The 25398-nt window shown below is 25.6% G+C and carries 22 protein-coding genes, 2 tRNA genes, 1 other RNA gene and 1 pseudogene; 21 read left to right on the forward strand and 5 right to left on the reverse strand.

From position 1 onward, the window contains the following. Positions 1-184: 184 nt before the first annotated feature. The 3 genes from msrB to ACYUET_RS02450 all read left to right on the forward strand — a co-directional run bounded on the left by msrB (position 185) and on the right by ACYUET_RS02450 (position 1677). Entirely contained in the window at positions 185-1141 is a 957-nt protein-coding gene (msrB, locus tag ACYUET_RS02440; protein WP_460277623.1) for a peptide-methionine (R)-S-oxide reductase MsrB, read from the forward strand. A 379-nt stretch (positions 1142-1520) separates the two neighbouring features. After that, positions 1521-1597: transfer RNA gene (locus ACYUET_RS02445), tRNA-Arg, on the forward strand. Between the two features lie 4 nt (positions 1598-1601). Further along, positions 1602-1677 (forward strand) — tRNA-Lys (locus tag ACYUET_RS02450). 145 nt (positions 1678-1822) lie between these two features. Here the strand turns inward: ACYUET_RS02450 and ACYUET_RS02455 are convergent. Next, positions 1823-2614: an SDR family NAD(P)-dependent oxidoreductase gene (locus tag ACYUET_RS02455; protein WP_460277624.1), complete on the reverse strand. Its 792-nt coding sequence runs from the start codon at positions 2612-2614 to the stop codon at positions 1823-1825. Positions 2615-3008: 394 nt separating this feature from the next. On the opposite strand from ACYUET_RS02455, the gene ACYUET_RS02460 reads away from it, so the two are divergent. From ACYUET_RS02460 to ACYUET_RS02470, 3 genes are all read left to right on the forward strand, one after another. Continuing rightward, positions 3009-3974, forward strand: a complete 966-nt coding sequence (locus ACYUET_RS02460) for a helix-turn-helix domain-containing protein (protein WP_460277625.1) — start codon at positions 3009-3011, stop codon at positions 3972-3974. A 407-nt stretch (positions 3975-4381) separates the two neighbouring features. Continuing rightward, on the forward strand, positions 4382-6196 hold the full coding sequence (locus tag ACYUET_RS02465) for an ABC transporter ATP-binding protein (protein WP_460277626.1): 1815 nt from the start codon (positions 4382-4384) through the stop codon (positions 6194-6196). Further along, positions 6189-7937, forward strand: a complete 1749-nt coding sequence (locus ACYUET_RS02470) for an ABC transporter ATP-binding protein (protein WP_460277627.1) — start codon at positions 6189-6191, stop codon at positions 7935-7937. Before ACYUET_RS02465 ends, ACYUET_RS02470 begins: the two co-directional genes overlap by 8 nt. Positions 7938-8244: 307 nt before the next feature. Here ACYUET_RS02470 and ssrS read toward each other — a convergent pair. Then, positions 8245-8435, reverse strand: a non-coding RNA gene (gene ssrS / locus ACYUET_RS02475) — 6S RNA. 443 nt (positions 8436-8878) lie between these two features. Between ssrS and ACYUET_RS02480 the strand changes: the two genes are divergently transcribed. The 5 genes and pseudogenes from ACYUET_RS02480 to ACYUET_RS02500 all read left to right on the forward strand — a co-directional run bounded on the left by ACYUET_RS02480 (position 8879) and on the right by ACYUET_RS02500 (position 12736). After that, a complete protein-coding gene (locus tag ACYUET_RS02480; protein WP_460277629.1) occupies positions 8879-9673 on the forward strand; it encodes a hypothetical protein in 795 nt (264 codons plus the stop codon). A gap of 23 nt (positions 9674-9696) precedes the next feature. Then, positions 9697-10632 (forward strand): exonuclease domain-containing protein, encoded by a 936-nt coding sequence (locus tag ACYUET_RS02485; RefSeq protein ID WP_460277630.1) that lies wholly within the window; start codon positions 9697-9699, stop codon positions 10630-10632. Positions 10633-10710: 78 nt separating this feature from the next. Beyond that, positions 10711-10884 (forward strand): annotated as a pseudogene (locus ACYUET_RS02490) (IS1595 family transposase); the annotation flags it as partial. 94 nt (positions 10885-10978) lie between these two features. Next, on the forward strand, positions 10979-11248 hold the full coding sequence (locus tag ACYUET_RS02495) for a ribosomal protein L7/L12 (RefSeq protein ID WP_460277631.1): 270 nt from the start codon (positions 10979-10981) through the stop codon (positions 11246-11248). A 564-nt stretch (positions 11249-11812) separates the two neighbouring features. Then, the gene (locus ACYUET_RS02500) at positions 11813-12736 is read left to right on the forward strand and encodes a DUF2935 domain-containing protein (protein ID WP_460277632.1); all 924 of its coding nucleotides are present in this window, start codon (positions 11813-11815) and stop codon (positions 12734-12736) included. A 263-nt stretch (positions 12737-12999) separates the two neighbouring features. Here the strand turns inward: ACYUET_RS02500 and ACYUET_RS02505 are convergent, their stop codons facing one another. Both ACYUET_RS02505 and ACYUET_RS02510 read right to left on the reverse strand, forming a co-directional pair. After that, complete coding sequence (locus ACYUET_RS02505; RefSeq protein ID WP_460277634.1) at positions 13000-13647, reverse strand: phosphoribosyltransferase; 648 nt, start codon at positions 13645-13647, stop codon at positions 13000-13002. Between the two features lie 298 nt (positions 13648-13945). Then, positions 13946-14410: a GreA/GreB family elongation factor gene (locus tag ACYUET_RS02510; protein WP_460277635.1), complete on the reverse strand. Its 465-nt coding sequence runs from the start codon at positions 14408-14410 to the stop codon at positions 13946-13948. 229 nt (positions 14411-14639) lie between these two features. Here ACYUET_RS02510 and ACYUET_RS02515 point away from each other — a divergent pair, with 229 nt between their 5' ends. Then, positions 14640-15794, forward strand: a complete 1155-nt coding sequence (locus tag ACYUET_RS02515) for an AI-2E family transporter (RefSeq protein WP_460277637.1) — start codon at positions 14640-14642, stop codon at positions 15792-15794. A 122-nt stretch (positions 15795-15916) separates the two neighbouring features. Here the strand turns inward: ACYUET_RS02515 and ACYUET_RS02520 are convergent, their stop codons facing one another. After that, positions 15917-16462: a hypothetical protein gene (locus ACYUET_RS02520; protein WP_460277639.1), complete on the reverse strand. Its 546-nt coding sequence runs from the start codon at positions 16460-16462 to the stop codon at positions 15917-15919. Positions 16463-16772: 310 nt separating this feature from the next. Between ACYUET_RS02520 and ACYUET_RS02525 the strand changes: the two genes are divergently transcribed. The 9 genes from ACYUET_RS02525 to ACYUET_RS02565 all read left to right on the forward strand — a co-directional run bounded on the left by ACYUET_RS02525 (position 16773) and on the right by ACYUET_RS02565 (position 25313). Beyond that, positions 16773-17198, forward strand: a complete 426-nt coding sequence (locus ACYUET_RS02525) for a hypothetical protein (RefSeq protein WP_460277640.1) — start codon at positions 16773-16775, stop codon at positions 17196-17198. A gap of 144 nt (positions 17199-17342) precedes the next feature. Next, complete coding sequence (locus tag ACYUET_RS02530; protein ID WP_460277642.1) at positions 17343-18947, forward strand: alpha-amylase; 1605 nt, start codon at positions 17343-17345, stop codon at positions 18945-18947. A gap of 280 nt (positions 18948-19227) precedes the next feature. Then, on the forward strand, positions 19228-19857 hold the full coding sequence (gene spoIIM, locus ACYUET_RS02535) for a stage II sporulation protein M (protein ID WP_460277644.1): 630 nt from the start codon (positions 19228-19230) through the stop codon (positions 19855-19857). A 147-nt stretch (positions 19858-20004) separates the two neighbouring features. Further along, the gene (locus ACYUET_RS02540) at positions 20005-20883 is read left to right on the forward strand and encodes a tyrosine-type recombinase/integrase (protein ID WP_460277645.1); all 879 of its coding nucleotides are present in this window, start codon (positions 20005-20007) and stop codon (positions 20881-20883) included. Between the two features lie 182 nt (positions 20884-21065). Then, entirely contained in the window at positions 21066-21236 is a 171-nt protein-coding gene (locus ACYUET_RS02545; RefSeq protein ID WP_460277646.1) for a surface lipoprotein-related protein, read from the forward strand. A 336-nt stretch (positions 21237-21572) separates the two neighbouring features. After that, positions 21573-22760, forward strand: coding sequence for a ComEC/Rec2 family competence protein (locus ACYUET_RS02550; RefSeq protein WP_460277647.1), 1188 nt, complete (start codon positions 21573-21575; stop codon positions 22758-22760). A gap of 200 nt (positions 22761-22960) precedes the next feature. Beyond that, a complete protein-coding gene (locus ACYUET_RS02555; RefSeq protein ID WP_460277649.1) occupies positions 22961-23128 on the forward strand; it encodes a BTB/POZ domain-containing protein in 168 nt (55 codons plus the stop codon). 415 nt (positions 23129-23543) lie between these two features. Continuing rightward, entirely contained in the window at positions 23544-23906 is a 363-nt protein-coding gene (locus ACYUET_RS02560) for a YmaF family protein (RefSeq protein WP_460277651.1), read from the forward strand. Between the two features lie 216 nt (positions 23907-24122). Continuing rightward, the gene (locus ACYUET_RS02565; protein ID WP_460277652.1) at positions 24123-25313 is read left to right on the forward strand and encodes a D-alanyl-D-alanine carboxypeptidase family protein; all 1191 of its coding nucleotides are present in this window, start codon (positions 24123-24125) and stop codon (positions 25311-25313) included. The last annotated feature ends 85 nt before the right edge of the window (positions 25314-25398 follow it).

Raw genomic sequence — 25398 nt, forward strand, 5'->3', positions numbered from 1 at the left:
TTTAAATCTTCACCAGAATAATATATAGTTATTTAATTTATTGAATAATTATTATTGCAACATATATATTATAGATTAATTAATTTAATAGGTATTCATTGTGTTCCGAAAGTTTCAGGTTATTGTAATAAGAAATAAATTAATATTAAAATTACTTGAAGATAAAATTAAGGAGGAAGTAAAAATGAGTTCAATTAAACTCGCAACTTTTGCAGGTGGATGTTTTTGGTGTATGGTTAAACCTTTTGATAAATATGATGGTGTACTAAAAGTAGTTGTAGGATATACTGGTGGAAACATAATAAATCCAACATATGAACAAGTATGTAACATGGATACAGGGCATTATGAAGCGGTAGAAATAACTTATGATGAAGACATAATAGATTATATAGAACTTGTAGAAGCTTTCTTTAGTAGTATTGATCCTACCGATGAGGGGGGACAATTTAATGATAGAGGAGATAGCTACAAGACAGCAGTATTTTATCATGATGATCATCAGAAAAGAATTGTTGAAGAATATATAAAACAATTAGAAGATAGTGGTATTTATAAGGGAACTATTGTTACTAAATTAATAAAAGCTGAGTTTTTTTATCCAGCAGAGGAGTATCATCAAGATTATTATAAGGAAAATCCTTTAAGATATAAACTTTATTATAAAGGATCAGGCAGACAAGATTATATAAAAAATCATTTAAAGAAAAGTGAAGAAGAAAAAAGAAATTTAAAACAGAGATTAACAAATATTCAGTATGCTGTTACTCAAGAGAATGCAACAGAACCACCTTTTAGAAATGAATATAATGATAATTATAAAGAGGGAATATATGTAGACATTGTAACTGGAAAGCCTCTTTTTTCATCTAAAGATAAATTTAATTCAGGATGTGGGTGGCCAGCTTTTTCAAAACCAATAAATAATGGCTATGTAAAAGAAATTGAGGATTATAGTCATGGAATGATAAGAACAGAGGTAAGGAGTAAGAATAGTGATTCCCATCTTGGTCATGTATTTAATGATGGACCAAAAGAACTAGGAGGACTTAGATATTGCATAAATTCTGCTTCTTTAAAATTTATTTCAAAGAATAAAATGAAAGAAGAAGGTTATCAAGAATGGTTAAATAAAATATAGATTATAATGAAATGAAAAATGCCCAGAAAGATTTTTGGACATTTTTTATGTTCTTTATAGATAATATTAAAATATTAAAAGAGATAATCTAGTAAGATTCTTATAATATCCATAAAATAAAGAAGCTTATATTATATAAAAACATAATAAACATATTAAATTATTATATTTAAAATAAAAACAAATATCTAAAATTAAACTATCTTGGGATATTTTCAGATTAATTGTAAAATAGTGTTGACAGTTTGTAGAATATATATTATAATAGACAAGCAGTCAAGTTGCAGGGAATTTATATTTGATAGTGACATACAATTATAAATTGATTATATTTGACAATTACTTTATAATATGTATAATATTTATGTATTATGAATATGCGTTTTTAGCTCAGCTGGATAGAGCAACGCCCTTCTAAGGCGTGGGCCAGGGGTTCGAATCCCTTAAAACGCACCATCTTGGTTCACTAGCTCAGTCGGTAGAGCACATGACTTTTAATCATGGTGTCCCGGGTTCGATTCCCGGGTGAGCCACCAAGTTTTAAGCTTAAAGTAGAAATATGGATTTCTGCTTTAAGCTTTTTTGATGTTAAGTATTATTAAATAAATAGAATAAAAAATAGGAAAGGAAAATTTTATTATAATCTAAACTAAAAAATATTTTTTAGATAAAACATATCTGTTATTTACCTAAAATTCTTTTAAATTGAATATATGTACCTTGAAAACAAGGTGAAATATACCTATCTTTAACTTTAATATCTTCAACAGATTTGATATATTCTTGAACAATAGAATTAGTATTTTTAACTTCAGTTAATTTAAAATACCTAAATTGCTTTCTTTCAAGAGAATTAACATTTGTTTTAAAGTAAGAACATTTTTTCATCCAAGTAAATTGTTTTGATATATTTTTTTGATTAAATCCAGTTGCATAAGCACCTGGTTCTATTAAGGCTACATCTATATTAGCAGATTTTAATTCCTTAAGTTCTTCTTTTAAAGATGTAGCAATTGCTTCAATAGCAAATTTAGTAGCTGTATATGGTGAAAGAAATGGTAAAGTTATTCTTCCAACTAATGAAGATACAAAAACAATACGTCCAGAACCTCTTTCTATCATATTTTTAAGAACTCTTTGTGTTAATTCAATACTAGAAAACACATTAGTCTCAAATGTTTGTCTATATCTATTAACATCTATTTCACATACGGAGCCAGAGTCACCAATAGCTGCATTATTTATTAATACATCTATAGATAAATCATCAACTAAACATCTATCATTATTAGAGAGAATATCTAATTTAAAACTTTTGAGTGGAAGATGATTTTTTTGAGATATTTTATTTAATTCTTCTGCTTGCTCCAAAGTATGAGTAGTTGCATATACATAATGTCCTTTAGAACTTAGTGCGATAGCTGCCTCTTTTCCAATACCTGTACCAGAACCTGTAATCAAAATTTTTTTCATATATTATTACCACCATTAATTTTATACTAATAGTAGTATAGACATATTTGTGTAATTTTATTAAATTTTTCAATAATAATTAGTAGTTGATTTATTAGTATATAAGAATACATCCCTTAATGTTGTTTGTAAATTTAACATTAAATGGTGTATCTTTATCTATTATATTGACAGATTATTACAACAGATATATACTGAAATTATCAATAAATAATGAAAATTATTATCAATGAATCGAATTTATAAATAAAAAGAAATATATAAATGAAAGATTTTAAAATGTAATCTTTATAATATTATTTGTTTTTGACTAGATTTATTGAAAATATAATTTTGGATATAAAAACTATTTTAAATTTATTATATCTAATAATAAGAATTTAGATAGAAGTAGGTGATAATTATACAAGCTATTATAGAAAAATATAATTTTTTTAATTTGAATATGGAAATAAATAAAAGAACCAATTTAAAAACTATATGTAATATTAAATGTAGAGATGGATTTGGCGTTATGACATGTTATCATGTTTTCCCAGGAATAGATTTAATTTTCAATGATTTTCATTCTTATCATTGTGAAGAAGCCCATAATCAAAAAAGTGAACTAATAGAAATTAATTATTGTCATAAAGGGAGATATGAAAGTATATTTGATGGCAAGAAATATGAATATTTAAAGGAAGGAGATTTAGCATACAATATTGTTGGATCCAACTATGAAGCTGGTGGATTTCCAATGGGATATTATGAAGGCTGTTCAATATTAATAGATTATTCCACAGCAAAAAAATTTTTCCTATGTAATTATAATGATTTAAACATTGATTTAGGGAAAATGAAAAGCTTGTTGTTTGATAATAATTGGTATTTTATTGAAAAATCGAAACCTGAAATTGAAAATGTTTTTAAAGATTTATATCATACACCATCAATTAATAAATTATATTTTTATAAATTAAAAGTTTTAGAGGTATTATTGTTTTTAAGTAAATACAGAGATGTAAAAGATCAAGAAAAATCTTATTATTATACAAAAGAACAAGTCAATTTAATTAAGGATATTAGAGATTCAATTTTTAAATATTATAATAAAAAAATGACAGTAAAGGAATTATCCAAAATTTATAATGTAAGCACAACCTTTTTGCAGAATGGATTTAAAGATATTTTAGGTAAAACAGTAGCGGAATATATTAGAGAATTTAGAATATATAAAGCTGCAAAAATGATAAAAGAGACAAATCAAAGTATTATGGAAATTGCATTATGTGTGGGATATGATAACCCAAGTAAGTTTGCCTCTGCATTTAAAAAAGTTATGGGTAGTACTCCACTTAAATATAGAAAAAATTTCTAATTCAAATGGATTATTTTAATTTTTTTGGAGTAGAGAAAGAATATATGGATTAGTAAAATATGAATTAGGCAGATTAAAGAAAATAACAAGTCAAAGATGCGACGTATATTTTGTGCCAGACAAGGAGATAAAATTATCTCATAGCAGGCTATGTGATGATTTTACCGACACAGTATGACGCAAAATAGACTAGCATACTGCCTTGTTATTTATTTTAACGTGCCTTAGCTAGGGGATTTCTAGATAATTCATATTTTATTATTAATTTAGATTTTAAAAAGATGTTAATATAAAATACCAAACAATAAACAGAATTTTAAAATTTAAGTTTTGATGATGATTGAGAATTAAAGAATAATATAAGTGCCTATTTAAAATGTAGAAAATTATTAAAAGGAGAGGTGAATATGAAAGAAAAAAGTGATGAAAAAATTAGTATACTTTCATTTGCAGGTAATTATAAATATTTAACAATATTAGGATGTATCCTGTCAGGTGTCAGTGCAATATTAGCACTTGTACCATATATATATATATGGAAGGTAGTATATGAGATATTTATGGCATTGCCTAATATTAATAATGCGTCAAATATTGCATATTATGGTTGGATGGCAGTAGCTTTTTCAGTTGGAGCAATTTTAATATATTTTATAGCTCTTATGTGTACTCATTTATCAGCTTTTCGTGTGGCAAGAAATATGAGAAGTCAGGCACTTCATCATATAGTAAAATTACCACTTGGATATTTTACAGAGAATGGAAGTGGTAAGCTTCGTAGAATAATTGATGAAAGTTCAGGACAAACAGAGACATTTTTAGCACATCAATTACCAGATTTAGTAGGTGCAATTGTAACTCCGATTGCTATGTTAGTGCTTTTATTAGCATTTGATTGGAGATTGGGTATAATTAGTTTAATTCCTATTGTTATATCATTTACGTTTTTAAGTAGAATGATGGGTGATAAAAGAAAATCAGCTGTGGAAGAATATCAGAATGCATTAGAGGATATGAACAATCAAGCTGTAGAATATATAAGAGGAATTCCTGTAGTTAAGACATTTGGACAAAGTATATTTTCATTTAAAAATTTTCATGATGCAATTATGAGATATACAAAATGGACAGTAAATTATACTATATCACTTAGAATTCCTATGTGTAATTTTACTGTAGCTATTAATGGTATTTTTGCACTTTTAATTCCAGCTGGTATTTTATTGATTGCAAGTGCAGTAGATTATAAAGCATTTTTATTAAATTTTATATTTTATATTATATTTACTCCAATTATTACAGTTATGGTCAATCGTATAATGTTTATGGGAGAAGGCACGATGCTGGCTAAAGACGCAGTAAAACGTGTTTGGAATATATTAAATGAAGAAACATTAAATGAGACAAAAAATTCACAAAAACCAAAGAATTCAACTATTGAATTTAACAATGTTTCTTTTACTTACAAAGATGCAACTAAACCAGCAATTAAGAATTTATCATTTAAGATAAAAGAGGGATCAACAGTAGCGATTGTTGGACCATCAGGAGGTGGTAAAACAACAGTTGCAAGTTTGATTCCAAGATTTTGGGATGTGGATACAGGAAGCATAGCAATTGGTGGTGTAGATGTAAGAAATATTGATACAAAAGATTTAATGAATATGGTATCTTTTGTGTTCCAAGAAACAAATTTATTTAAGGACAGCCTTTTTGAAAATATTAGATTATCAAAGCCTAATGCTACAAGAGAAGAAGTATTAAAGGCTGCAAAAGCGGCACAATGTGAAGAAATATTTGAAAAATTTCCAGATGGAATGGATACAATTGTTGGAACTAAAGGAGTATATTTATCAGGAGGAGAAGCTCAACGTATTGCTTTAGCAAGAGCAATTTTAAAAGATGCTCCTATTGTACTTCTTGATGAAGCAACAGCTTTTGCAGATCCTGAGAATGAATATCAAATACAGCTTGCTTTTGAAAATTTAACAAAGGGTAAAACTGTGCTTATGATTGCACATAGGTTATCAACAATACAAAATGCAGATTGCATTATGGTATTAAAAGATGGAGAAGCTATAGAGAAAGGTAACCATAGTAAATTGATTAAAAATGGTGAAACTTATGCTTCAATGTGGAAAGATTATCAAAGTTCTATTACTTGGAGAGTAGAAAACTCTTATGTTGAAAATAAGAGAGAGGAGGGAGCTTTGAATGGTTAATTATTTGAGATATAAATTTGCATTAAGTGAACAAGGGGCAAAAGATTTAATTAAAGCAAGTATTGCTTGTACTTTAACAAATATAAGTTTAATGTTTCCAATTGGAATTATATATATTCTTTTAAAGGAAATGATAGATCCTATATTAAATGGAGGAAATCCATTATTTAATTTAGGAAAATATATAGCACTTTCAATAGTAGCCTTAATTCTTATATTTGTATTTCAATATTTTCAATATAATAAAACATTTTTTGCTTCATATACAGAAAGTGCTAATAAGAGAATATCTTTAGCTGAACAATTAAGAAAATTACCTTTATCCTTTTTTGGTAAAAAAGATTTATCAGATTTAACAACAACTATAATGGGAGATTGTGCAGGTCTTGAAACAGCTTTTTCTCATTATATTCCTGAATTAATAGGTGCTGTATTATCTGTAATTATTGCTTCAATTGGTTTATTTGTTATGGACTATAAATTATCAATAGCACTTTTATGGGTTATACCAGTAGCATTTATAATTGTAGCTATTGGTAAGAGACAACAAGACAAAGTAAATAATATAAATAAACAAATAAAGCTTGATTATAATGATAATATTCAAGAATGTATTGAAACAATTCGTGAACTCAAGGCTAATAATAAAAGTGATAGTTATTTAAAAGAATTAGATAAAAAACTAAAAAAATCTGAGAGTATTCAAATTAAGGCAGAACTTAATACGGCAATGTTTGTTGTTTCAGCACAGATGCTTTTAAAGATTGGGATTGCAACAGTTGTATTAGTTGGAGGAATGAGTTTATTAAAAGGAGAGACAGATTTACTTACTTTTATTATGTTTTTAATTGCTGCTTCTAGAATATTTGATCCACTTTCTACATCTCTTATTAATCTTGCAGCTATATTTAGTACATTACTTCAAATAAAGCGTATGCAAGAAATTGAAAGTCAAAAGATTCAAACAGGAATAGATAATGCAAGATATAATGGATATGATATTTGTTTTGAAAATGTTGGATTTTCTTATAATGATGATGAACAAGTATTAAATGATACATCATTTACAGCAAAGCAAGGAGAAATTACTGCATTAGTAGGTCCAAGTGGTGGCGGTAAAAGTACAGCAGCTAAATTAGCAGCGAGATTTTGGGATATTGAAAAAGGCAAGATAACTTTAGGAAGTACTGATATTTCACAGGTTGATCCTGAACATTTGCTTAAAAATTATTCTATAGTGTTTCAAGATGTAGTTTTATTTAATAATACTGTTATGGAAAATATTCGTATAGGTAAAAGAAATGCTACAGATGAAGAGGTTATTAAAGCAGCTAAGGCAGCAAGATGTGAGGAATTCATATCTAAAATGCCACAAGGATATAAGACTATTATTGGTGAGAATGGTTGTACATTATCTGGAGGAGAAAGACAAAGATTATCTATTGCAAGAGCGTTATTAAAGGATGCTCCAGTTGTACTTCTTGATGAGGCAACAGCATCACTTGATGTAGAAAATGAGACAAAGATTCAAGAAGCAATTAGTGAACTTGTTAAAAATAAAACTGTTCTTGTTATTGCTCATAGAATGAGAACAGTAGCAGGAGCTGATAAAATCGTGGTCTTAAGTGATGGACATATAGCAGAAATGGGAGCGCCAAAAGAATTATTAAATAATGATGGAATTTATGCTAACATGGTAAGGCTCCAAAAGAAAAGTAGTGAATGGAAGTTAATTAAGTAAATATAAATAGTTATTAAATAAAAAAAGTTATGTTTTAAGTGGGTGTTAATATTATAGTATAAAGCTCATGTACAGAGGAATTTACTTTAAGAACTCTAAAATAAAGTTTAGTCCAATTAATGCATGTTCCCAATCAAAGATTGCTGACAAGCAGATAATTGGACAAATCTTCATTAAGAGTTCTAAAAAGCAAATTCAAATGCCAGTTCGCCATTATACTAAAATATTAACACTGTTTTAAAAGAGAGTGATAATTTAAAAAGCCAATGCTTAATAATATTAAGCATTGGCTTGAATTTTTTTAAAATTTATATCCAAAATACCGATACTCTGATTTTGACACCTATCTCTCGATAGGTGGGTGTTCTCACAGATATTTCAATCAATTTCAATGCCGTAAAAGGACTCACTTGAAAGTACATTTCTTTATCTAAATATTGAACTCCCGAAACTTAGCTGTAGGTTCAAAATAAGAGCCAGCGAATATTCTAGAAAGTGTGAAGAAAACTATTTGTAAAACAGTTACTCTTTGTTGTGAGATTATAATAACACATTTAAATTCTATATACAAGAGATATATAGGTGGTAATTTAAAGGTGAAATTCATAATTTATTTATTTAATTGTATAAATTTGGTGATAATACATGTTTTTACGTAATTTATAGTTTGTAAGATATTATTTATATTTTAGGCTATGTTTTAGGCTATGTTTTAAATAGATATTGAAGATTTATATATTATAATTAAGTCATATATACACATTTGAAGATAGTATTATGGAAATAATGATATAATTAACATATAAGTAACTATTACAAAATAACTAATATAAAAAATATAAAAATTATTTTTTATATTACTAAGTTTGGAAATAGACAATAATTAATATAAATTTAGAAAAATTATTAATCTATAATAAGCAATTTTGGAGGAGAAATTTATGTTTTATAAAGAAATAAAAGATTTATTGAATGAATTAAATAGTAAAAATATTGATAAGTTAAAACCAACCCTAATAAGAAAAATTAATGAAATCATTTTAAATATAAGTGATAATAACATGTCTGATAGTGATTTAGAATCACTATGTAACTTTTTTATAGTTAGAGAGGATTTAAGAAAAGAGGTAAAAAAAGAAGATGCATTAATTGAAGGTTTACTAATAGAAAACTTTATTAAAATATTTGATGAGTTTATAGAGAAAATTAATACTAAAGAGTATATTGCAGATGCCATTAAATTAACTAATACTTCTATAAGAAGCATAGGAGGAATTGCAAGAGGGTATAGGTTAATGAAAAAATATACTTTATCTAAAGATATAAATAATGTAAATAATGTTGAGTATTTAATAGAATTAAAAGACGAATTCTATAAGCAATTAAGATCATATAGCAGTAAAGGTATTTATGAAGAGCAGTTTGTAATATTTGGTCTTATTAATGTTATAAAATTTGAATTAGAGGAACAATTACAGGAACATGGAAGATATGTTATTTCTATGTTTACAGATTATAAGACAAAAAAAATGAAGAGTTTTGAGGAATTTGAAAATGAACCTCATTTAGATCAATTCAAAGTTAAAATGAAAAGAGAATTTGGGATAGAACTTCAAAGAAGAGTTTATTTATGGACTAGTTTAACAGGAAAGTTACAAGATCATTATTATTTAGAAAATCTATATGAAGAAGAATGTAACAATTTAGAGAATATGAATAAAGAATCAAGTAAGTAGAGATTTTTATAGGAGAAAAAAGAATGAATTTCGTAGCAATAGATTTTGAAACTGCAAATGAAAAAAGAAATAGTCCATGCTCTATAGGACTTGTTGTTGTAAAAAATGGTGAGATTATAGAAAAAGTACATCATTTAATAAAGCCTAAAGAAATGAGATTTATGCCAATAAATATTGGAATTCATGGAATAAGACCACGTATGGTTGAGAATGAGTTAGAATTTGATAAAGTGTGGGAAAAAATTAAGTATTATTTTAATGATAATCTAGTAATAGCTCATAATGCTTCATTTGATATGTCTGTATTAAGAAAAACTCTTGAACTTTATAATATAGAAACACCAAATTTTGAATATATATGTACAATGAAACTTTCAAGAAATTTTTATGGTAACCTTGATAATGCAAGGCTTAATACAGTAAATAATTTTTTGGGATATGAATTTAAGCACCATGATGCTTTGGCAGATGCAATGGCATGTAGTAATATTTTATTAAATATATCAGAGGAATTAAAGTCAAAGGACATTAATGAAATATCAAGATTAGCTGGAGTAACTTTAGGATATGTAAATAAAAATGGATATAAGCCGTCTTCAACTAAAGGGAGAATTTTTGAAAGATCTAATAAACAACCTTCAAGACAGAATGAAGATATAATGGATAATCTTAATTTTACTGCGTTTAAAAACGAGGTTGTTGTATTTACAGGTGGATTATCGTCTATGACAAGAGATGAAGCAACAAGATTAGTAAGAAAACTTAGTGGAACTGTTGGAAGTTCTGTAACAAAGAAAACAACATGTTTAGTGACTAATACAAAGGATATAGAAGATTTACATAGAGAAGAAATGAGTAATAAGCTTAAAAAGGCAGTGGACCTAAAGGAAAAGGGACAAGATATACAGTTTTTAAATGAAGAAATATTTTTAAAAAAATGCAAAAACAAAGTATTTTAAATATAATATATTAAAATTAATAGTATTATAAATAAATTAATCATATTTTAAATTAATGTTGAAAATTAATATATCTTTTTTAATGGTGTTGCAACTAAATATATCAGTAATTATATGTACTGGTTCAAATGGTTACAGTTATTTAAAAATGATAAGAAATTAGTGAAAACCAAAAACTTCATGGTTCAATGCAATGTAACCCATGCTTATACAAAAATAAAGCATTTTAAAGAAAGAGAACCTATATTTATTGATTATATAGAAATTAATGTTATAATTAGGGCACGAGTGGACTATAATATAATATTTATTTGTAGAATTATGTGAACTTGAAAGGAACGTAACTATGAATTACTTAACTATTTTTGGAATTGCAGTAGTAGGGTTATTACTATGGATAGTAAGTAGTATTAGCCAGATGCGAACTGATATAACACGCATAAATAAAAATTTAAATAAGATCGCTGAACAAGTTGGAGTACCTGATACAATAACGGATGAATTAAAAAGCCTTATTTTAGAAGGTAAAAAAGTTGAAGCAATAAAAAAATATAGAATTGCTACTGGAATTGGATTGAAAGAAGCGAAAGAATATATTGATTCTTTAAGTAAATAGGAATTTTAAATATGTTAATAATTTCTCAAAATACGAATTAGGGGAAGTTATTTTTCACTTCACTTAAAATTTGATATGTTATCAAAACTATTCTAAAACATAGCAATAAATTAAAAAGCCAATGCTTAATAATATTAAGCATTGGCTTGAATTTTTTTAAATTTATATCCAAAATATCGATACTCTGATTTTGACACCTATCTCTCGATAGGTGGGTGTTCTCACAGATAGTTCAATCAATTTCAATGCCGTAAAAGGACTCACGTGAAAGTACATTTTCGTATCTAAATATTGAACTCCCAAAACTTAGCTGTAGGTTCAAAATAAGAGCCAGCGAATATCCCAGAAAGTGTGAAGAAAACTATTTGTAAAACAGTTACTCTTTGTTGTGAGATTATAATAACACATTTCAATTTTCTATACAAGGGATATATCAGTGGTAATTTAGAACTAAAATGTATAATGTATTTATTATATATAGAAAATTAGTAAATATAGCAAAGTAACAATTTATATATTTAACTAATATATTAAAATTAAGTATTATATTTAGGAGAAGTTAACATGTTATCCAGTAAGAAATTTATACAACAATCACTAGAATTGCATCTTTTTTTTGCAAGAATTATGAAGGAACATTCATTCTTTTTAGAAGTAGGTTTTACGCCAAAGGACTCAGATTATATAAATGAGGCAGATGCTTTTAGAATGGGATTTGATAAACTTTTAGCTGATGTAATTTGTATTTCTGACGGTGTTGTTAGCAATGATGTATTAAAATCCGGTGAAGTAATAACGCCTTTTACATTAGAAGCTGAACAAGCTTCATCATATTTTACAGGAGTAAAAATTCCAACTAACATTACAAAAATAGAAAAAGGACTAGTGGGTGGTTCTTTATTTGAATATAATTATATGAATTTAGAAAAAAGAGTATTTTCAATTAATAATAGAGCAATAGAATTAACTAAAGGCTTAAAAATTCTTAAAACTAGATTATTATCAGATGTTTTATCCTGTAAGGTATTTACAGTTAATTATCCTTTACTTATAGATCATATTTTAAGAGAAGCAAAATTATATCTTAGGCTAATTAATATGTTACAAAACCGTGAAGAAATTAATATACAGAGAGAAGCTTATGAGCAAGAAGTTTTTTGGAATAGAATTATGGCTGAACATTCAAAATTTATACGAGGACTTCTTGATCCAACTGAAAATGAATTGATAAATACAGCAAATAATTTTGGACATGAATTTGATAAGCTGACAATAAAAGCAGAAGAAGCAATGGATGAATCAATATCAATTTCCAAGGTTACAAATGATAGTCTTAAAGAGACTGAAAAAATAAGTAAGTTTAAGCAAGAAGGCACTAAAGGATTATTAGACTGTAAAATTAAATCTATAATAATACCATTATTGGGTGATCATACTTTACGTGAAGCAAATCATTATTTACGTTTATTAAAAATATTTAGAAAATAACCAAAATTTTATTAATAAATTAAGTTTAATTAGCATCAGATTTATCATAAAACATCAATATAAAAAGTATATTGATGTTTTTTATTACTTAAATCTTTTGATTTTTAATATATTATTATTGAGAAAATCAAAAGATTTATTAGAAGAATAATATATAAACACTTTAGCTATATTTAATTAGATATATAAAGAAGATAAATATATAAACCGTTTTCAAAATTAAACTCATACAGAGAATGTAGTAGGCTTTTCATAATATATAATTATTTATTGCAAGTATACGTTTTTAATTCATTTACTACATTAAAGACTTCTTCATCAGTAGTTTGTTCAAAATTTTCATAATATGAACCTACAGCATAAAAATCATACGGAATAAATAAACAGATAACTTCATCTACAATCTTTTCTAACATAGAAATTGTATTTTGTGGCGCTATTGGTACAGCTAAGATAATTTTTTTTGCATTATGTTTTTTTATTGATTTTATAGCAGCTTGTATTGTAAAACCAGTTGCAATTCCATCATCTATAATTATTACTGTTTTGTTCTTTACATCAGGAAAGTTTTCATTTCCCTTATATTTATTTAATCTTCTTTTAATTTCATCTATCTGTTGAAATATTTCATTTTTTATATATTTTTTAGGGATGTTTAACATATCTATATATTGTTCATCAAGAAGATATGTCCCATCTAAAGATACAGCACCAATGGCAACTTCTTTATTATCAGGTAAACCAATTTTTCTTGGAATAATTAAATCCCATTCAAATTTAAATTTTTTAATAGTTTGATATGCTGTTATTATTCCACCCCTTGGAATAGCAAGAACGATAGGATTTTCATCCTTAAACTTTTTTAGTTTTACAGAAAGTTGTTCTCCAGCATCTTTTTTATCTATAAACATATTATCAACTCTTTCTCTTAATATATATATAGATTAGTTTGATTTTAATTTATAAAATTATTCTATAAATCGTATTTTATAAATATATAATAGTGTATTTAAATAATTAATATAGAATATATAAAATAAAGGGCTGTCTCAAAAAATATCTTTATTTACTATATTTAAATAAATGTTGATTTAAGTATAAGGGCAAATTCCTATGCCCATGAGCTTTATACTTAATATGAATCTTTTTATATAGTATATTAATTTTGAGACAATCCCTTTAAGATTAGAGTATATTATTAAGATACAATTATAAAATTTCTAAAATTTCTACTGTATATTTCTCTTCTGGAGCAATAACTTCGACTATGTCACCTTGTTTTTTGCCAGCTAATGCTTTACCTAAATCAGATTCTATACTTATTTTCATATTTTCTGGATCTAAATCCATAGTAGTTACTAAGGTTATAGTATCTTCAAAGTCATCTTCTATAAATCTAATTTTAGCTTTGCTATTAATACCTAATGTTGATTTATCTATATTGTTATCATCTATTACAGTTGCTGTTGAAATCATAGTTAATAAATATTGAATTCTATTATCATTTTCTCTATAGTTCCTACAAGCTTCTTTATATTCTGCATTTTCTGATCTATCACCGTGTGCAGCAGCTACTAACTTTTCTTTTGCTATTTCAGCCCTTTTTACGGTCATTCTATAGTCTAATTCCTCTCTTAATTTTTTTATATTTTCTTCTGTTAGTATATTATTCATAAAAAACTAAACCTCCCCTAACATGTGTTATATTAATATTATATAATATATAGAAAAAATAAAAGGTATTTAATACATTTTATTTTTATTATAATATATGTACCAATTTAATAACAAAACTTAAATATTATGTATGGCGATGTATTAATATCTTTTATTGATAACAGAAAAACAACGTGATATAATTTTACCAACAATCAAAATACAATATTAAAAGAAGGATAATTATATGAAATTAGATTGGAATACCAAATACACGACCATCTCAACTTATGTTTTTACTGTAGCATGTGCAGTAATATTATTTTATTTATCTATATCGGAACTAAGTCTATTTTTAAGTAAAATTAATAAAGTAATAGTGGTTTTTGAACCAATTATTATTGGTTTTTTTATTGCTTATATATTAAATTTTTTACTTATATTTTATGATAGAAAAATATTTAATAAAATTCATATAAAAAGTAAAAGTAAAAGAATATTAGAAATTATTTTTACATATTTAACAGCTTTTTTTATTATATATCTGTTTTCTAAAATAATATTACCTCAATTATTTATGAGTATTGTAAAGTTAAGTGATAACTTCCCCAAATATATTAATAGATCAATTGAGTTTTCTGATCAAATGCTGTTAAAATTAAACATTGAAAGTGAATACTTAGATTTAATAAATAATTACTTTAAAGATTTTACGAATTATCTATTGAAAGTATTTCCAAATTCAGTGATTGTAATAGGTAAGATTTTAACAAATACTTTTTATAGTATATGGAATTTAATATTAGGATTAATAATTTCATTTTATTTACTAATAGATAAAGAAAAATTCTGTGGATTAACTAAAAAAATTATGTATGGAATTTTCCCTAAAATTATTGTGGAAAAAAGTATTAAAATTACTAAAAGGACCGATAATATTTTTGGAAAATTCTTAGTTGGAAAGATATTTAATTCTCTTATTATAGGTATACTTATGTTTATTGTATTAATAATTTTTAGAATACCTTATAGCTTATTAGTTTCATTTATTATAGGAATAACAAATATGGTTCCATTTTTAGGACCATTTATAGGAGCTATTCCATCTTTATTAATAATTTTATTAGTTTCACCGGTTAAAGCATTATGGTTTTTAGTAATAATAATAGTAGTTCAACAAATAGATAGTAACATCATTAGTCCTAAAATACTTGGAGAATCTATTGGAATTTCAGCTTTCTGGATTCTATTTGCTATATTAGTTGGAGAAAAGTGTTTGGGAATAATAGGATTGATTGTAGGTGTACCTTTATTTGCAGTAATATACTCATTAGTTAAGGAAGTAATAGAAAATAGATTAAGAAGAAAAAATCTAAAAGTTGATACTAAAGATTATATGTAATATAAAGCATAACTTATATTAATAAATATTTTTAGCCCTAAGAGTTAGAGTACATTCTCTATTCTTAGGGCTAAAATATTAATATTGTTTTAAAAACATAACTTTATTAATTTAGATATATTTTAATATTCATCATCTTCGTAGTGAGCCCAACAAAACTGGTCATCAGCTAATTTCTGTACTTTCTCTTTTCCTAAGGATATTTTATTTTCTATATATAATGCTTCATCTTCAAAGATGCAATTTAAATCCATATCTTCACACCAACGAAATTTAGCATATATTATTAATTCTTCAATAGATATTCCTGCACATCTTATTACATCTTCAGTTAATTCTTCAAGTTCAATTTGGGCATTTAAAAAATTATAATCAGTTTGTACAGTAAAATATGAAGTTCCTTTTTTTATAATCTTATCTGAAGAATATATACCTTTTGTGGAAAATCTAATTATTGGTTTATCACACCAAGAGTATTCGTAAGAAAGTAAATTTAATTCATTTGAAGGAATAGAAACAAATTCTAAATCGTTTGTACCTTCATCAGAAAAAATATGTATTGAGCCACATATTTTATCGCTTAAAGTTAATAAATTATCTTTTTCTTCTCCTTCTTTAAAGCAAAACCAAGCATCTGAAAAATGTTCATTTGCAATATATATATTCATATGTAATCACCTCATAATAATATAATTTAGGCATATCAAAGAAAATAACCAATCAAATATATAAACATATTTATGCATTATTTTTTTATGTGCCATTAAATATTTTGTAAACACTTATAATTATATACTAAGTTAAATATTATGTAATTATATAACTAATTATTTAGAAAAAAATAGTATTGACATACTAAATATAAACCTTTACCATATCAATATAACATATAATAATCCTGATTATACCTAAAAAGTATAATTATTAAATTTGACTTGTCAATTAGTAATAGAAGATAAATCAAAGGGGAGATGTATTATGGATAAAGGGAAATATATTGAAGAAATTTGCAGGGCCATGATTAGAGACTTTGAAGAAAAAGAAAGTTTTACGTTAGACGAAGGGATTAAGGCAATAAAAGATTTATATAGTGTAAAAGAAGAGAAAGAATTATCTAACGATATTGCAAGTACTATAGAGAGCACTATTGCTGATATTGCAAATAAAATAGGAATTAGTAGCATTACTATTAGTATTTTTAAGTATAAAAATATTAGAGATAAAGTAACTATAGATAAAAATATGGTACTTTGGTATGATGGTTTTGAACGTATAGGAAAAGAATCAGGAATAAAGAGTATAACAGAAAAAAAAGTGGATAATGTTCAAGAGATACTAATAGAGAAGATTAATGGAAGATCTATAAGAATAAATGATAGAGCTTTTATTTTAGGATGGGAATAGATTTAGTATATAATAAATCCTATATTTTTAGTGATTATTGATATTTTAGTTTATAAGCTAAAATATCAATAATCACTTAATGGGAAGCGAATTGGAATCGGTACCGAAATTATAATTTTTATATAAAAAGGGGATGTTAATAAGATGATATGGTTAGTTACAATAGTTTTTGTTATAGTCGTAATAGTAGGAGGAAAAATATATTTTAAATTAAATACTAAGGAAAAAAGTAATGAAAATAAAAATAAAGATTTAAAAACTTCTTTTAAGATAAATGACATTACAGAAGAAAACTTAAACAAAGAAAAAGACAATAAAACAATGATGCAATATTTTGAATGGCATTATCCTAATGATGGTTCTCTTTGGAATAAACTTAAAGAAGAATCAAAAGAACTAAAGGAAGCAGGAATTACCTCTTTATGGCTACCACCAGCATATAAAGGTGCAAAAGGAATAGATGATGTTGGATATGGTATATATGATTTATATGATTTAGGAGAATTTAATCAAAAAGGTACTATAAGAACTAAGTATGGAACAAAAGATGAGTATATATCAGCTATAAATGAAGCAAAAAAAAATGGTATAGAGGTTTATGCTGATATAGTATTTAATCACAAATGTGGAGCAGATGAAAGTGAATTAGTAAATGCACAACTTGTTGATAAAAATGATAGAAATAAAATTATTGAAGATGCTAAAGATATTAAAGCCTTTACTGTTTTTAATTTTCCAGGAAGAGGAGAGAAATATTCTTCTTATAAATGGAAAGCTAATGATTTTACAGGTGTTGATTTTGATGATTTAAATAAACATGAAGGAATTTTTAAATTTTCGAATAAGCAATGGTCTCAGGATGTAGATAATGAAAACGGCAATTATGATTTTTTAATGGGTGCAGATATAGATATGAATAACCCTAATGTGATTAATGAACTTAAAGAATGGGGAGATTGGTATATAAAAGAAACTAACGTGGATGGAATAAGATTGGATGCAATAAAACATATAAAATTTAATTTTTTTAAGGATTGGTTAGATCATGTAAGAATGACTAGTGGTAAAAAATTATTTGCTGTAGGAGAGTATTGGTCTGGAGATATAAATAAACTTAAATATTATAAAGAGAAAGTTCAAGATAGTATGTTATTATTTGATGTTCCTCTTCATTATAAATTTTTTGATGCAGCAAATTTAGAGGGTGAATTTGATATGAGAAGTATTTTAAGAAATACTTTAGTAGAATATGATGAAAAATGTGCTGTTACTTTTATTGAAAACCATGATACACAACCAGGGCAATCACTTGAATCTTGGATAAAGCCATGGTTCAAATTATTATCATATACCTTTATATTAACAAGAAAAGAAGGCTATCCTTGTATTTTTTATGGTGATTATTATGGAATACCTGAAAAGAATTTTTTAGGTTTTAAAAAAGAACTTGATTTAATTTTAAGAGCAAGAAAAGATTATGCTTATGGAATTCAACATGATTATATAGATGATAAAAATGTTATTGGATGGACAAGGGAGGGAGATGATTTTCATAAACAATCAGGAATGGCTGCATTGATTTCTAGTGGAAGAAAAGATAACAAAACTATGTTTATTGGAGAAAAACATTCGGGAATGACTTTCTTTGATATATCAGGTAATATTAAAGAAAAAGTAGTTATAAATGAAAAAGGATATGGTAATTTTAGTGTGAATTCTAAATCATATTCTATTTGGATTAAAGAATAATTCATATACCTTCAGCTTTAAAGATGACTAAATTAAAAGTCATCTTTTTTAGTGTATAGAGAATTTTATAAAATTTTAAAGAATTATCCATTATAAGTTATGAAATATTATTAAAATATAACATAGTAATTTTATTCTAAAGTAAGTGTTTATGTGATTTATGAAGAGTTTTAAATAAAAATTACAAAATTTTTATTAACATACATAAAATTAGGTTCTATGAATAATTTTGGAATATTAAACATAGTATAAAGTAGAGTAACTTGAGGAGGAATAAGAGATGAATTTTATAATAAATAAGCTCGGTGAAACCTTTAGAGATAAAAAAGTATATTTTTTTATGGTACTTATAATGTTCTGCTTAGGAATATCCTTTGGTCTGTATGTAGTTAAGTATATGAGTCCGTCAAATAGAAACGATCTGGTGAGTTATTTTTCAAGTTTTACATCTTCAATAGGGGATAACCCTGTTAATTATGAAAATTTGTTATTTAATGTTATAAAGAAAAATATATTATTAATAATACCTATATTCATATTAGGTTTGACCTTTTTTGGTATACCATTCATATTAATTTTAGATATGTTAAAAGGATTTACACTCGGGTATACATTTTGTTTTATAATGACAACATTTGATGGAAAAGGTATTGGACTAGCATTAGCATCTGTAATTCCTCAGAATTTAATATATATTCCTTGTTTTATAGCATTAAGTGTTATAGCATTAGCTATGTCTACTCAAAGATTTAAAGGGAAATTTTTAAAAAGAACAAATACCAATGACCCATTCTTAAGTTTTATAGGAAATAAACTAATAATAATATTAGGGTTATTTATAGTAGGAGTATTGGTAGAAACTTATGTATCACCTAACTTTGTGAAATTTGTGGTTTCTAAATTTTATTAAAAAGTAAAGGATAGGACGCATTTTAAATTAATAGTTTTTTATGTGTCTAGTGTAAAAAGTTATAAACTTAGGATATAAATCATGGTAAAAAGGGAAAAAGATAATTTTGTCGAATAATAATCATAATCAATGGTATAGGAGAGAGTAATGATAGATATTATAAATAATTATAAAGAATATTTATTTAATAGTGGAAAAAGTGAAAATACTATATATGCTTATGTAACGGATGTGACATTGTATCTTAAGTTTTTAAATAAAAAAGGTATAGATGTATTTAAAAGTGATGATTTAACTATATTAGCATATATACAACATTTATTAGAGTCTGGTAAATCAGAAAGATCTGTAAATAGAATAGTAATAAGTCTTAGAAGTTTTTACTCATATTTGAAAAGTGAATCTTTAATAAAGGAAGTACCAAAGATAGAATATAAGAGTTCTAAAAACAATAGAAAGTTACCACAAATTTTAACTATTGATGAAGTGGACAAGATAATAAAAACAGTAGAAAAAGATTGTCCGAAGGGAATTCGTGATAATGCACTACTGGAATTAATGTATGCAACAGGAATGAAGGTGTCTGAACTTATATCTTTAAATGTAGATGATGTAAACCTTGAGTTACATTTTGTAAGATGCACTGATAGTAAAAATTATGAGAGATTAATACCAATAGGAAGAAGTGCTTGTAGAGCATTAAGTGAGTATTTAAGTATAAGATATAAAATTGCAGAATGTGGAGTACAAAATTTGTTTGTTAATTTAAATGGAAATAAATTAACAAGACAAGGTATTTGGAGAATAGTTAAAGAATATTCTAAAAAAGCAGATGTGGATAAGGATGTAAATTTAAACACCTTTAGACATTCATTTGCAGTTCATCTTCTTCAAAATGGTGCAAATGTAAGAGCAGTACAAAAATTATTAGGAAATCAAGTATTAACATATATGGATACTTATTATGAAATAATTAATAATGATAAAATCAATTATATATATATGAATACACATCCAAGAGCTTGATTTTATAGGGGTTTGAGAAAAAATATTAAAAATCAAACTTAAATAGATTAATTTAATAAGGTAGTATGTAGATTAATTTCTATGTGCTGCCTTTATTTTTTGACTTAAATTACATAAGATAGTAAAATTATTGAGGAAAAAGATGTGAAATATGTAGTATTTGAGTTAGGAGGCAAAATATAATGAAAGAAAAGTGGTATGAAAAAGGCTTTGCAACTGTATTCTTTTTAATTTTTTTCTGCCCTGTAGGATTATATTTGATGTGGAAATATAGAAGTATGAATAAATTAGGTAAAATATTAATAACAATGTTAATTTTAACTATATATTCAACATATTTAAGCAGTTATTAAAATATAAAAAATAGTTAAAAATTAGAAAAAGTAAATACATAGGAGGTTTTATGCAGTTTAATAGTAGTATACAAGCATTTATGGTTGGAGCATTAATAGCAGGAATTATTTTTATAATTAAAAATGTATTAGATCGTAAAAGAAATGATAAACATAGTTTTTAGATATAACATTTATAAGTAAAAAGCAATAGATAAAAATTAAATATATTTTTGAAAATATAATCCAAAAATAACAAAAATTTCGATATATTCACTATTTATTGCCTTACACTGAATCTGATAGTAAAATAATACAAGAAAATATAAAAGTTGTACAAATGAGAAGGAGAATAAAATGAAAATCACTAAAAAGTTCCTAAGTTTGTTATTAATGTTATTATTAACAATGTCTTTAGTAGGGTGTGGACAAACAAAACCTAATGAATCAACTAATACAAGCACTAAAACTCAACAGAGTACTAGTCAAAATGATTTAACAAATCTAAAAATACATTATATTGATGTAGGTCAGGCTGATTCAGAGTTAATTCAAGTTGATGGAAAGAATATTTTGATAGATGCAGGATGTAATGATAATAAAGCATTAAATTATTTAAAATCTATTGGAGTTAAGAATTTAGATTATGTAATAGCGACACATCCACATGAGGATCATATAGGCGGAATGGCTACTATAATAAATAACTTTAATATTGGAAATTTTTATGCTCCAAAAGTTACACATACAACTAAGACTTTTGAAAATATGGTAAAAGCTCTTCAAAGTAAAGGAGTAAAGATTACTGCTCCAACTGTAGGAGACACATTAAATATAGGAAATGCAACATTACAATTTTTGGCACCTAATAGTAGTAAATATGAAGGTTTAAATAATTATTCTATAGTTACAAGATTAAAGTATGGAAATAAATCATTTATTTTTACTGGGGATGCTGAAGCTTTAAGTGAAGATGAAATATTAGCTAAACAGTTAGATATAAGTGGAGATGTGCTTAAATTAGGTCACCATGGAAGTCATTCTTCAACAAGCCAAGCTTTCTTAGATAAGGTTAATCCAAAGTATGCAATAATTTCTTGTGGTAAGGACAATGATTATGGACATCCACATAAAGAAACAATAGATAAAGTAAATGCTAAAAATATAAATGTCTTTAGAACAGATATAGAAGGAACAATAATAGCAACTTCAAATGGTGATGATATTACATTTAATGTAAGTCCGATAGATAATAAATCAAATGTAGCAGGAAATAAACATGAATCAGGTTCATCAAATGATAATACTTTAAATAATAACTCAAAATCTAATAATAATTCAAATAGTAAAATTTCAGCATCTAATAATGGTGATGTAACTACAAATGAATCAGCACAAGGAAGTAGAATAGTTTATTGGACAAAAGATGGAAAATCATATCATTATGATAAAAATTGTAAATCACTTGCTAGAAGTAAAGAGGTTTTAGAGGGAGCGGCCTCAAGTTGCCCTAAAACAGATCCTTGCAATAATTGTGTTAAATAAATATATTATATAAGACTAAGAGTAATTCTTGGTCTTATTTTATTTTCATTATGTATATATCTTAATATACTATGGGATTATTTTTTAAAATATGAAAGTGTATACAAAGGAGTTAAATTATTTTAAGTTTTTATTAAGATTTTTAGTTATATAAATTTAATAATTTAATGTTATTATAAATATAAAAAGGGGGTGATATGATGGGAAATATAATTAAAATTAATATGTATGCAGAAATGAGAAGAAAAAATAATAATAAATTAAAATTAAAAAGCGTAGAAGAAGCTATTTTAGAATACAATAGTTGGATTAAAAAGACCAATAGAGAGGATAAAATAGAAAACTATGAAAGATTTTTGCAAGCTTAATAATTATTTTTAGAGGTAGATTAGATGTTAAAGTTTAATCTACCTTATTTTTTTTATTGAATATAAATATTTAAAATTTTGACTTTTACTTAAGAATTCTAAAAAACAAATTCCAATGATAATCCCCCTTATACTAAAATATCAAAATTGACTTAAAAACATAACGAAAATTTTAAGTAATATTAAATATGTTATAAAAAGAATAGGCTATTTGGTAACAATAATTCATTAGATAGAATATATTGATATCATACAAAATAGTAAAGAAATTTAAAAGTTTTAAATAACAATATTAAGTATTTTGTTATTTAATATTAGTAAAAAGTAAACATTTATATGTATATGTTTTTATAACACATGAATATGCAAAAGAGTAATAGAGTATTATTTTTTAAATAACAGAGGAGGAGTTTTTATGGGATATAATTATGATTGTAATAATGATAAGGAGAAAATTAAAAATCATAATCACGAATTTGAATCAAGTACAGATTATGCAAGAGATGATGAAGGCGTACTACACAATCATCGAATTAGTGGTGTAACTGGTCCTCCAATTAAATGTGGGGATTCTCATATCCATAAAGTAGCTGTTCTTACAGATACTTTTGACGACCATTTTCATAAGATATGTGATACTACTAGTAAAGCTATTAATCTTCCAAATGGAAAACACATTCATCTATTAAAAGGTGAAACAAGTACTGAAGATGGACATGACCATGATTACTATTTTGCAACTTTGATTCAAGATCCTACTAATGTACCCAAAAGATAAAAAACCATAAAATGATATTAATTTTATATTAAAGATAAAATTATAAAAAGTTAGTTTATTTATATAGAAGTAATGGTAGTAAATATAAAAAAGTATTTACTACCATATTTATATGTTATAAATAATGTGATTTGTTTTAATTCTTTGGTGATTTTAGATTTTATTATCATATTATTTATCCTTTTGGTAACACTAATTCTGAAAGGAGGAAGAATGATGAAAAATAATATGAAAAGATTTGTATCTTTTGCTTTAATTTTAATTTTTACAGTATTATTAATTCCAATAACTTCTGTAAAGGCAACTACATTCAAAGATGAGGCTAAACCTGAAGGAATGAATGTTGAAGCTAAATCAGCTCTATTAATTGAACCAAATACAGGAAAAGTTCTTTATGAGAAAAATCCAGATGAAAAATTTGCTCCAGCATCTGTAACTAAAATAATGACAATGTTACTTACTATGGAAGCAATAGATAGTGGGAAAATGCAACTAGATGATAAGGTGACTTGTAGTGAAAATGCGAAAAAAATGGGTGGAAGCACAATGCTACTTGATACAGGAGAAATAAGAACTGTAGAAGAACTTTTAAAAGGTGTAGCTATAGCTTCAGGAAATGATGCAGCGGTTGCATTAGCTGAATATATAGCAGGGAATGAAGCTGATTTTGTTGTATTAATGAATAAAAGAGCACAAGAATTAGGAATGAAAAATACAACATTTAAAAATTGTAATGGATTGCCAGCAGAGGGACATTTATCAACAGCTACAGATATAGGAATAATGTCTAGAGAATTATTAAAGCATCCAACCGTATTAAAATATACAGGGACTTATATGGACTCTATTTCAGAGGGAAGAAAATCTCCAATTGAACTAGTAAACCATAATAAATTAGTTAGATTTTTTGAGGGCTGTGATGGATTAAAGACTGGTTTCACTAGTGAAGCAAAATATTGTATTTCTGCTACTGCAACTAGAAATGGAGTAAGAATGTTAACAGTAATTATGGGAGCTCCAACTTATAAAATAAGAAATAGAGATGCAGGAATATTATTAAATCATGGTTTTTCAAAATATGAGGGTAAAAAGGTAGTATCAAAGGATGAAGATGTAGAAAAAGTTCCTATGAGCAAACAAACAGATAAATTCTTTATGGCAAAAGCAAAGGATGACTTAACAGCAGTAATACCTAAAGGTAGTAGTGGTGAATTAACAAAGAAAGTAGTTATTGATGAATTAAAGCCAGAATATAAAGAAGGCGAAATTGTTGGTAAATGTGAAGTTTACTTAGGAGAAGAAAAAGTAGGAGAAATAGATATATATTCTGATAGAGATATTAAAAAAGGCAATATATTTGATAATATTAAGTATAATATTAAGAATTTATTTGAAAAAGGCGTATAGAATCACTGTACATAGAAAAGAGATAGGTAAAATGATACCTGTCTCTTTTTATGTGTAAAAATCAGTAGTGGCTTTAAGTTTAAGA

This window comes from Clostridium sp. CTA-5 (assembly GCF_054768135.1).

Bases quoted from the DNA above. Each gene is read 5' to 3' on its own strand.
- msrB (WP_460277623.1), top strand. From the start codon at position 185: ATGAGTTCAATTAAACTCGCAACTTTTGCAGGTGGATGTTTTTGGTGT.
- ACYUET_RS02455 (WP_460277624.1), bottom strand. From the start codon at position 2,614: ATGAAAAAAATTTTGATTACAGGTTCTGGTACAGGTATTGGAAAAGAG.
- ACYUET_RS02465 (WP_460277626.1), top strand. From the start codon at position 4,382: ATGAAAGAAAAAAGTGATGAAAAAATTAGTATACTTTCATTTGCAGGT.
- ACYUET_RS02470 (WP_460277627.1), top strand. From the start codon at position 6,189: ATGGTTAATTATTTGAGATATAAATTTGCATTAAGTGAACAAGGGGCA.
- ACYUET_RS02480 (WP_460277629.1), top strand. From the start codon at position 8,879: ATGTTTTATAAAGAAATAAAAGATTTATTGAATGAATTAAATAGTAAA.
- ACYUET_RS02485 (WP_460277630.1), top strand. From the start codon at position 9,697: ATGAATTTCGTAGCAATAGATTTTGAAACTGCAAATGAAAAAAGAAAT.
- ACYUET_RS02495 (WP_460277631.1), top strand. From the start codon at position 10,979: ATGAATTACTTAACTATTTTTGGAATTGCAGTAGTAGGGTTATTACTA.
- ACYUET_RS02500 (WP_460277632.1), top strand. From the start codon at position 11,813: ATGTTATCCAGTAAGAAATTTATACAACAATCACTAGAATTGCATCTT.
- ACYUET_RS02505 (WP_460277634.1), bottom strand. From the start codon at position 13,647: ATGTTTATAGATAAAAAAGATGCTGGAGAACAACTTTCTGTAAAACTA.
- ACYUET_RS02510 (WP_460277635.1), bottom strand. From the start codon at position 14,410: ATGAATAATATACTAACAGAAGAAAATATAAAAAAATTAAGAGAGGAA.
- ACYUET_RS02515 (WP_460277637.1), top strand. From the start codon at position 14,640: ATGAAATTAGATTGGAATACCAAATACACGACCATCTCAACTTATGTT.
- ACYUET_RS02520 (WP_460277639.1), bottom strand. From the start codon at position 16,462: ATGAATATATATATTGCAAATGAACATTTTTCAGATGCTTGGTTTTGC.
- ACYUET_RS02525 (WP_460277640.1), top strand. From the start codon at position 16,773: ATGGATAAAGGGAAATATATTGAAGAAATTTGCAGGGCCATGATTAGA.
- ACYUET_RS02530 (WP_460277642.1), top strand. From the start codon at position 17,343: ATGATATGGTTAGTTACAATAGTTTTTGTTATAGTCGTAATAGTAGGA.
- spoIIM (WP_460277644.1), top strand. From the start codon at position 19,228: ATGAATTTTATAATAAATAAGCTCGGTGAAACCTTTAGAGATAAAAAA.
- ACYUET_RS02540 (WP_460277645.1), top strand. From the start codon at position 20,005: ATGATAGATATTATAAATAATTATAAAGAATATTTATTTAATAGTGGA.
- ACYUET_RS02545 (WP_460277646.1), top strand. From the start codon at position 21,066: ATGAAAGAAAAGTGGTATGAAAAAGGCTTTGCAACTGTATTCTTTTTA.
- ACYUET_RS02550 (WP_460277647.1), top strand. From the start codon at position 21,573: ATGAAAATCACTAAAAAGTTCCTAAGTTTGTTATTAATGTTATTATTA.
- ACYUET_RS02555 (WP_460277649.1), top strand. From the start codon at position 22,961: ATGGGAAATATAATTAAAATTAATATGTATGCAGAAATGAGAAGAAAA.
- ACYUET_RS02560 (WP_460277651.1), top strand. From the start codon at position 23,544: ATGGGATATAATTATGATTGTAATAATGATAAGGAGAAAATTAAAAAT.
- ACYUET_RS02565 (WP_460277652.1), top strand. From the start codon at position 24,123: ATGAAAAATAATATGAAAAGATTTGTATCTTTTGCTTTAATTTTAATT.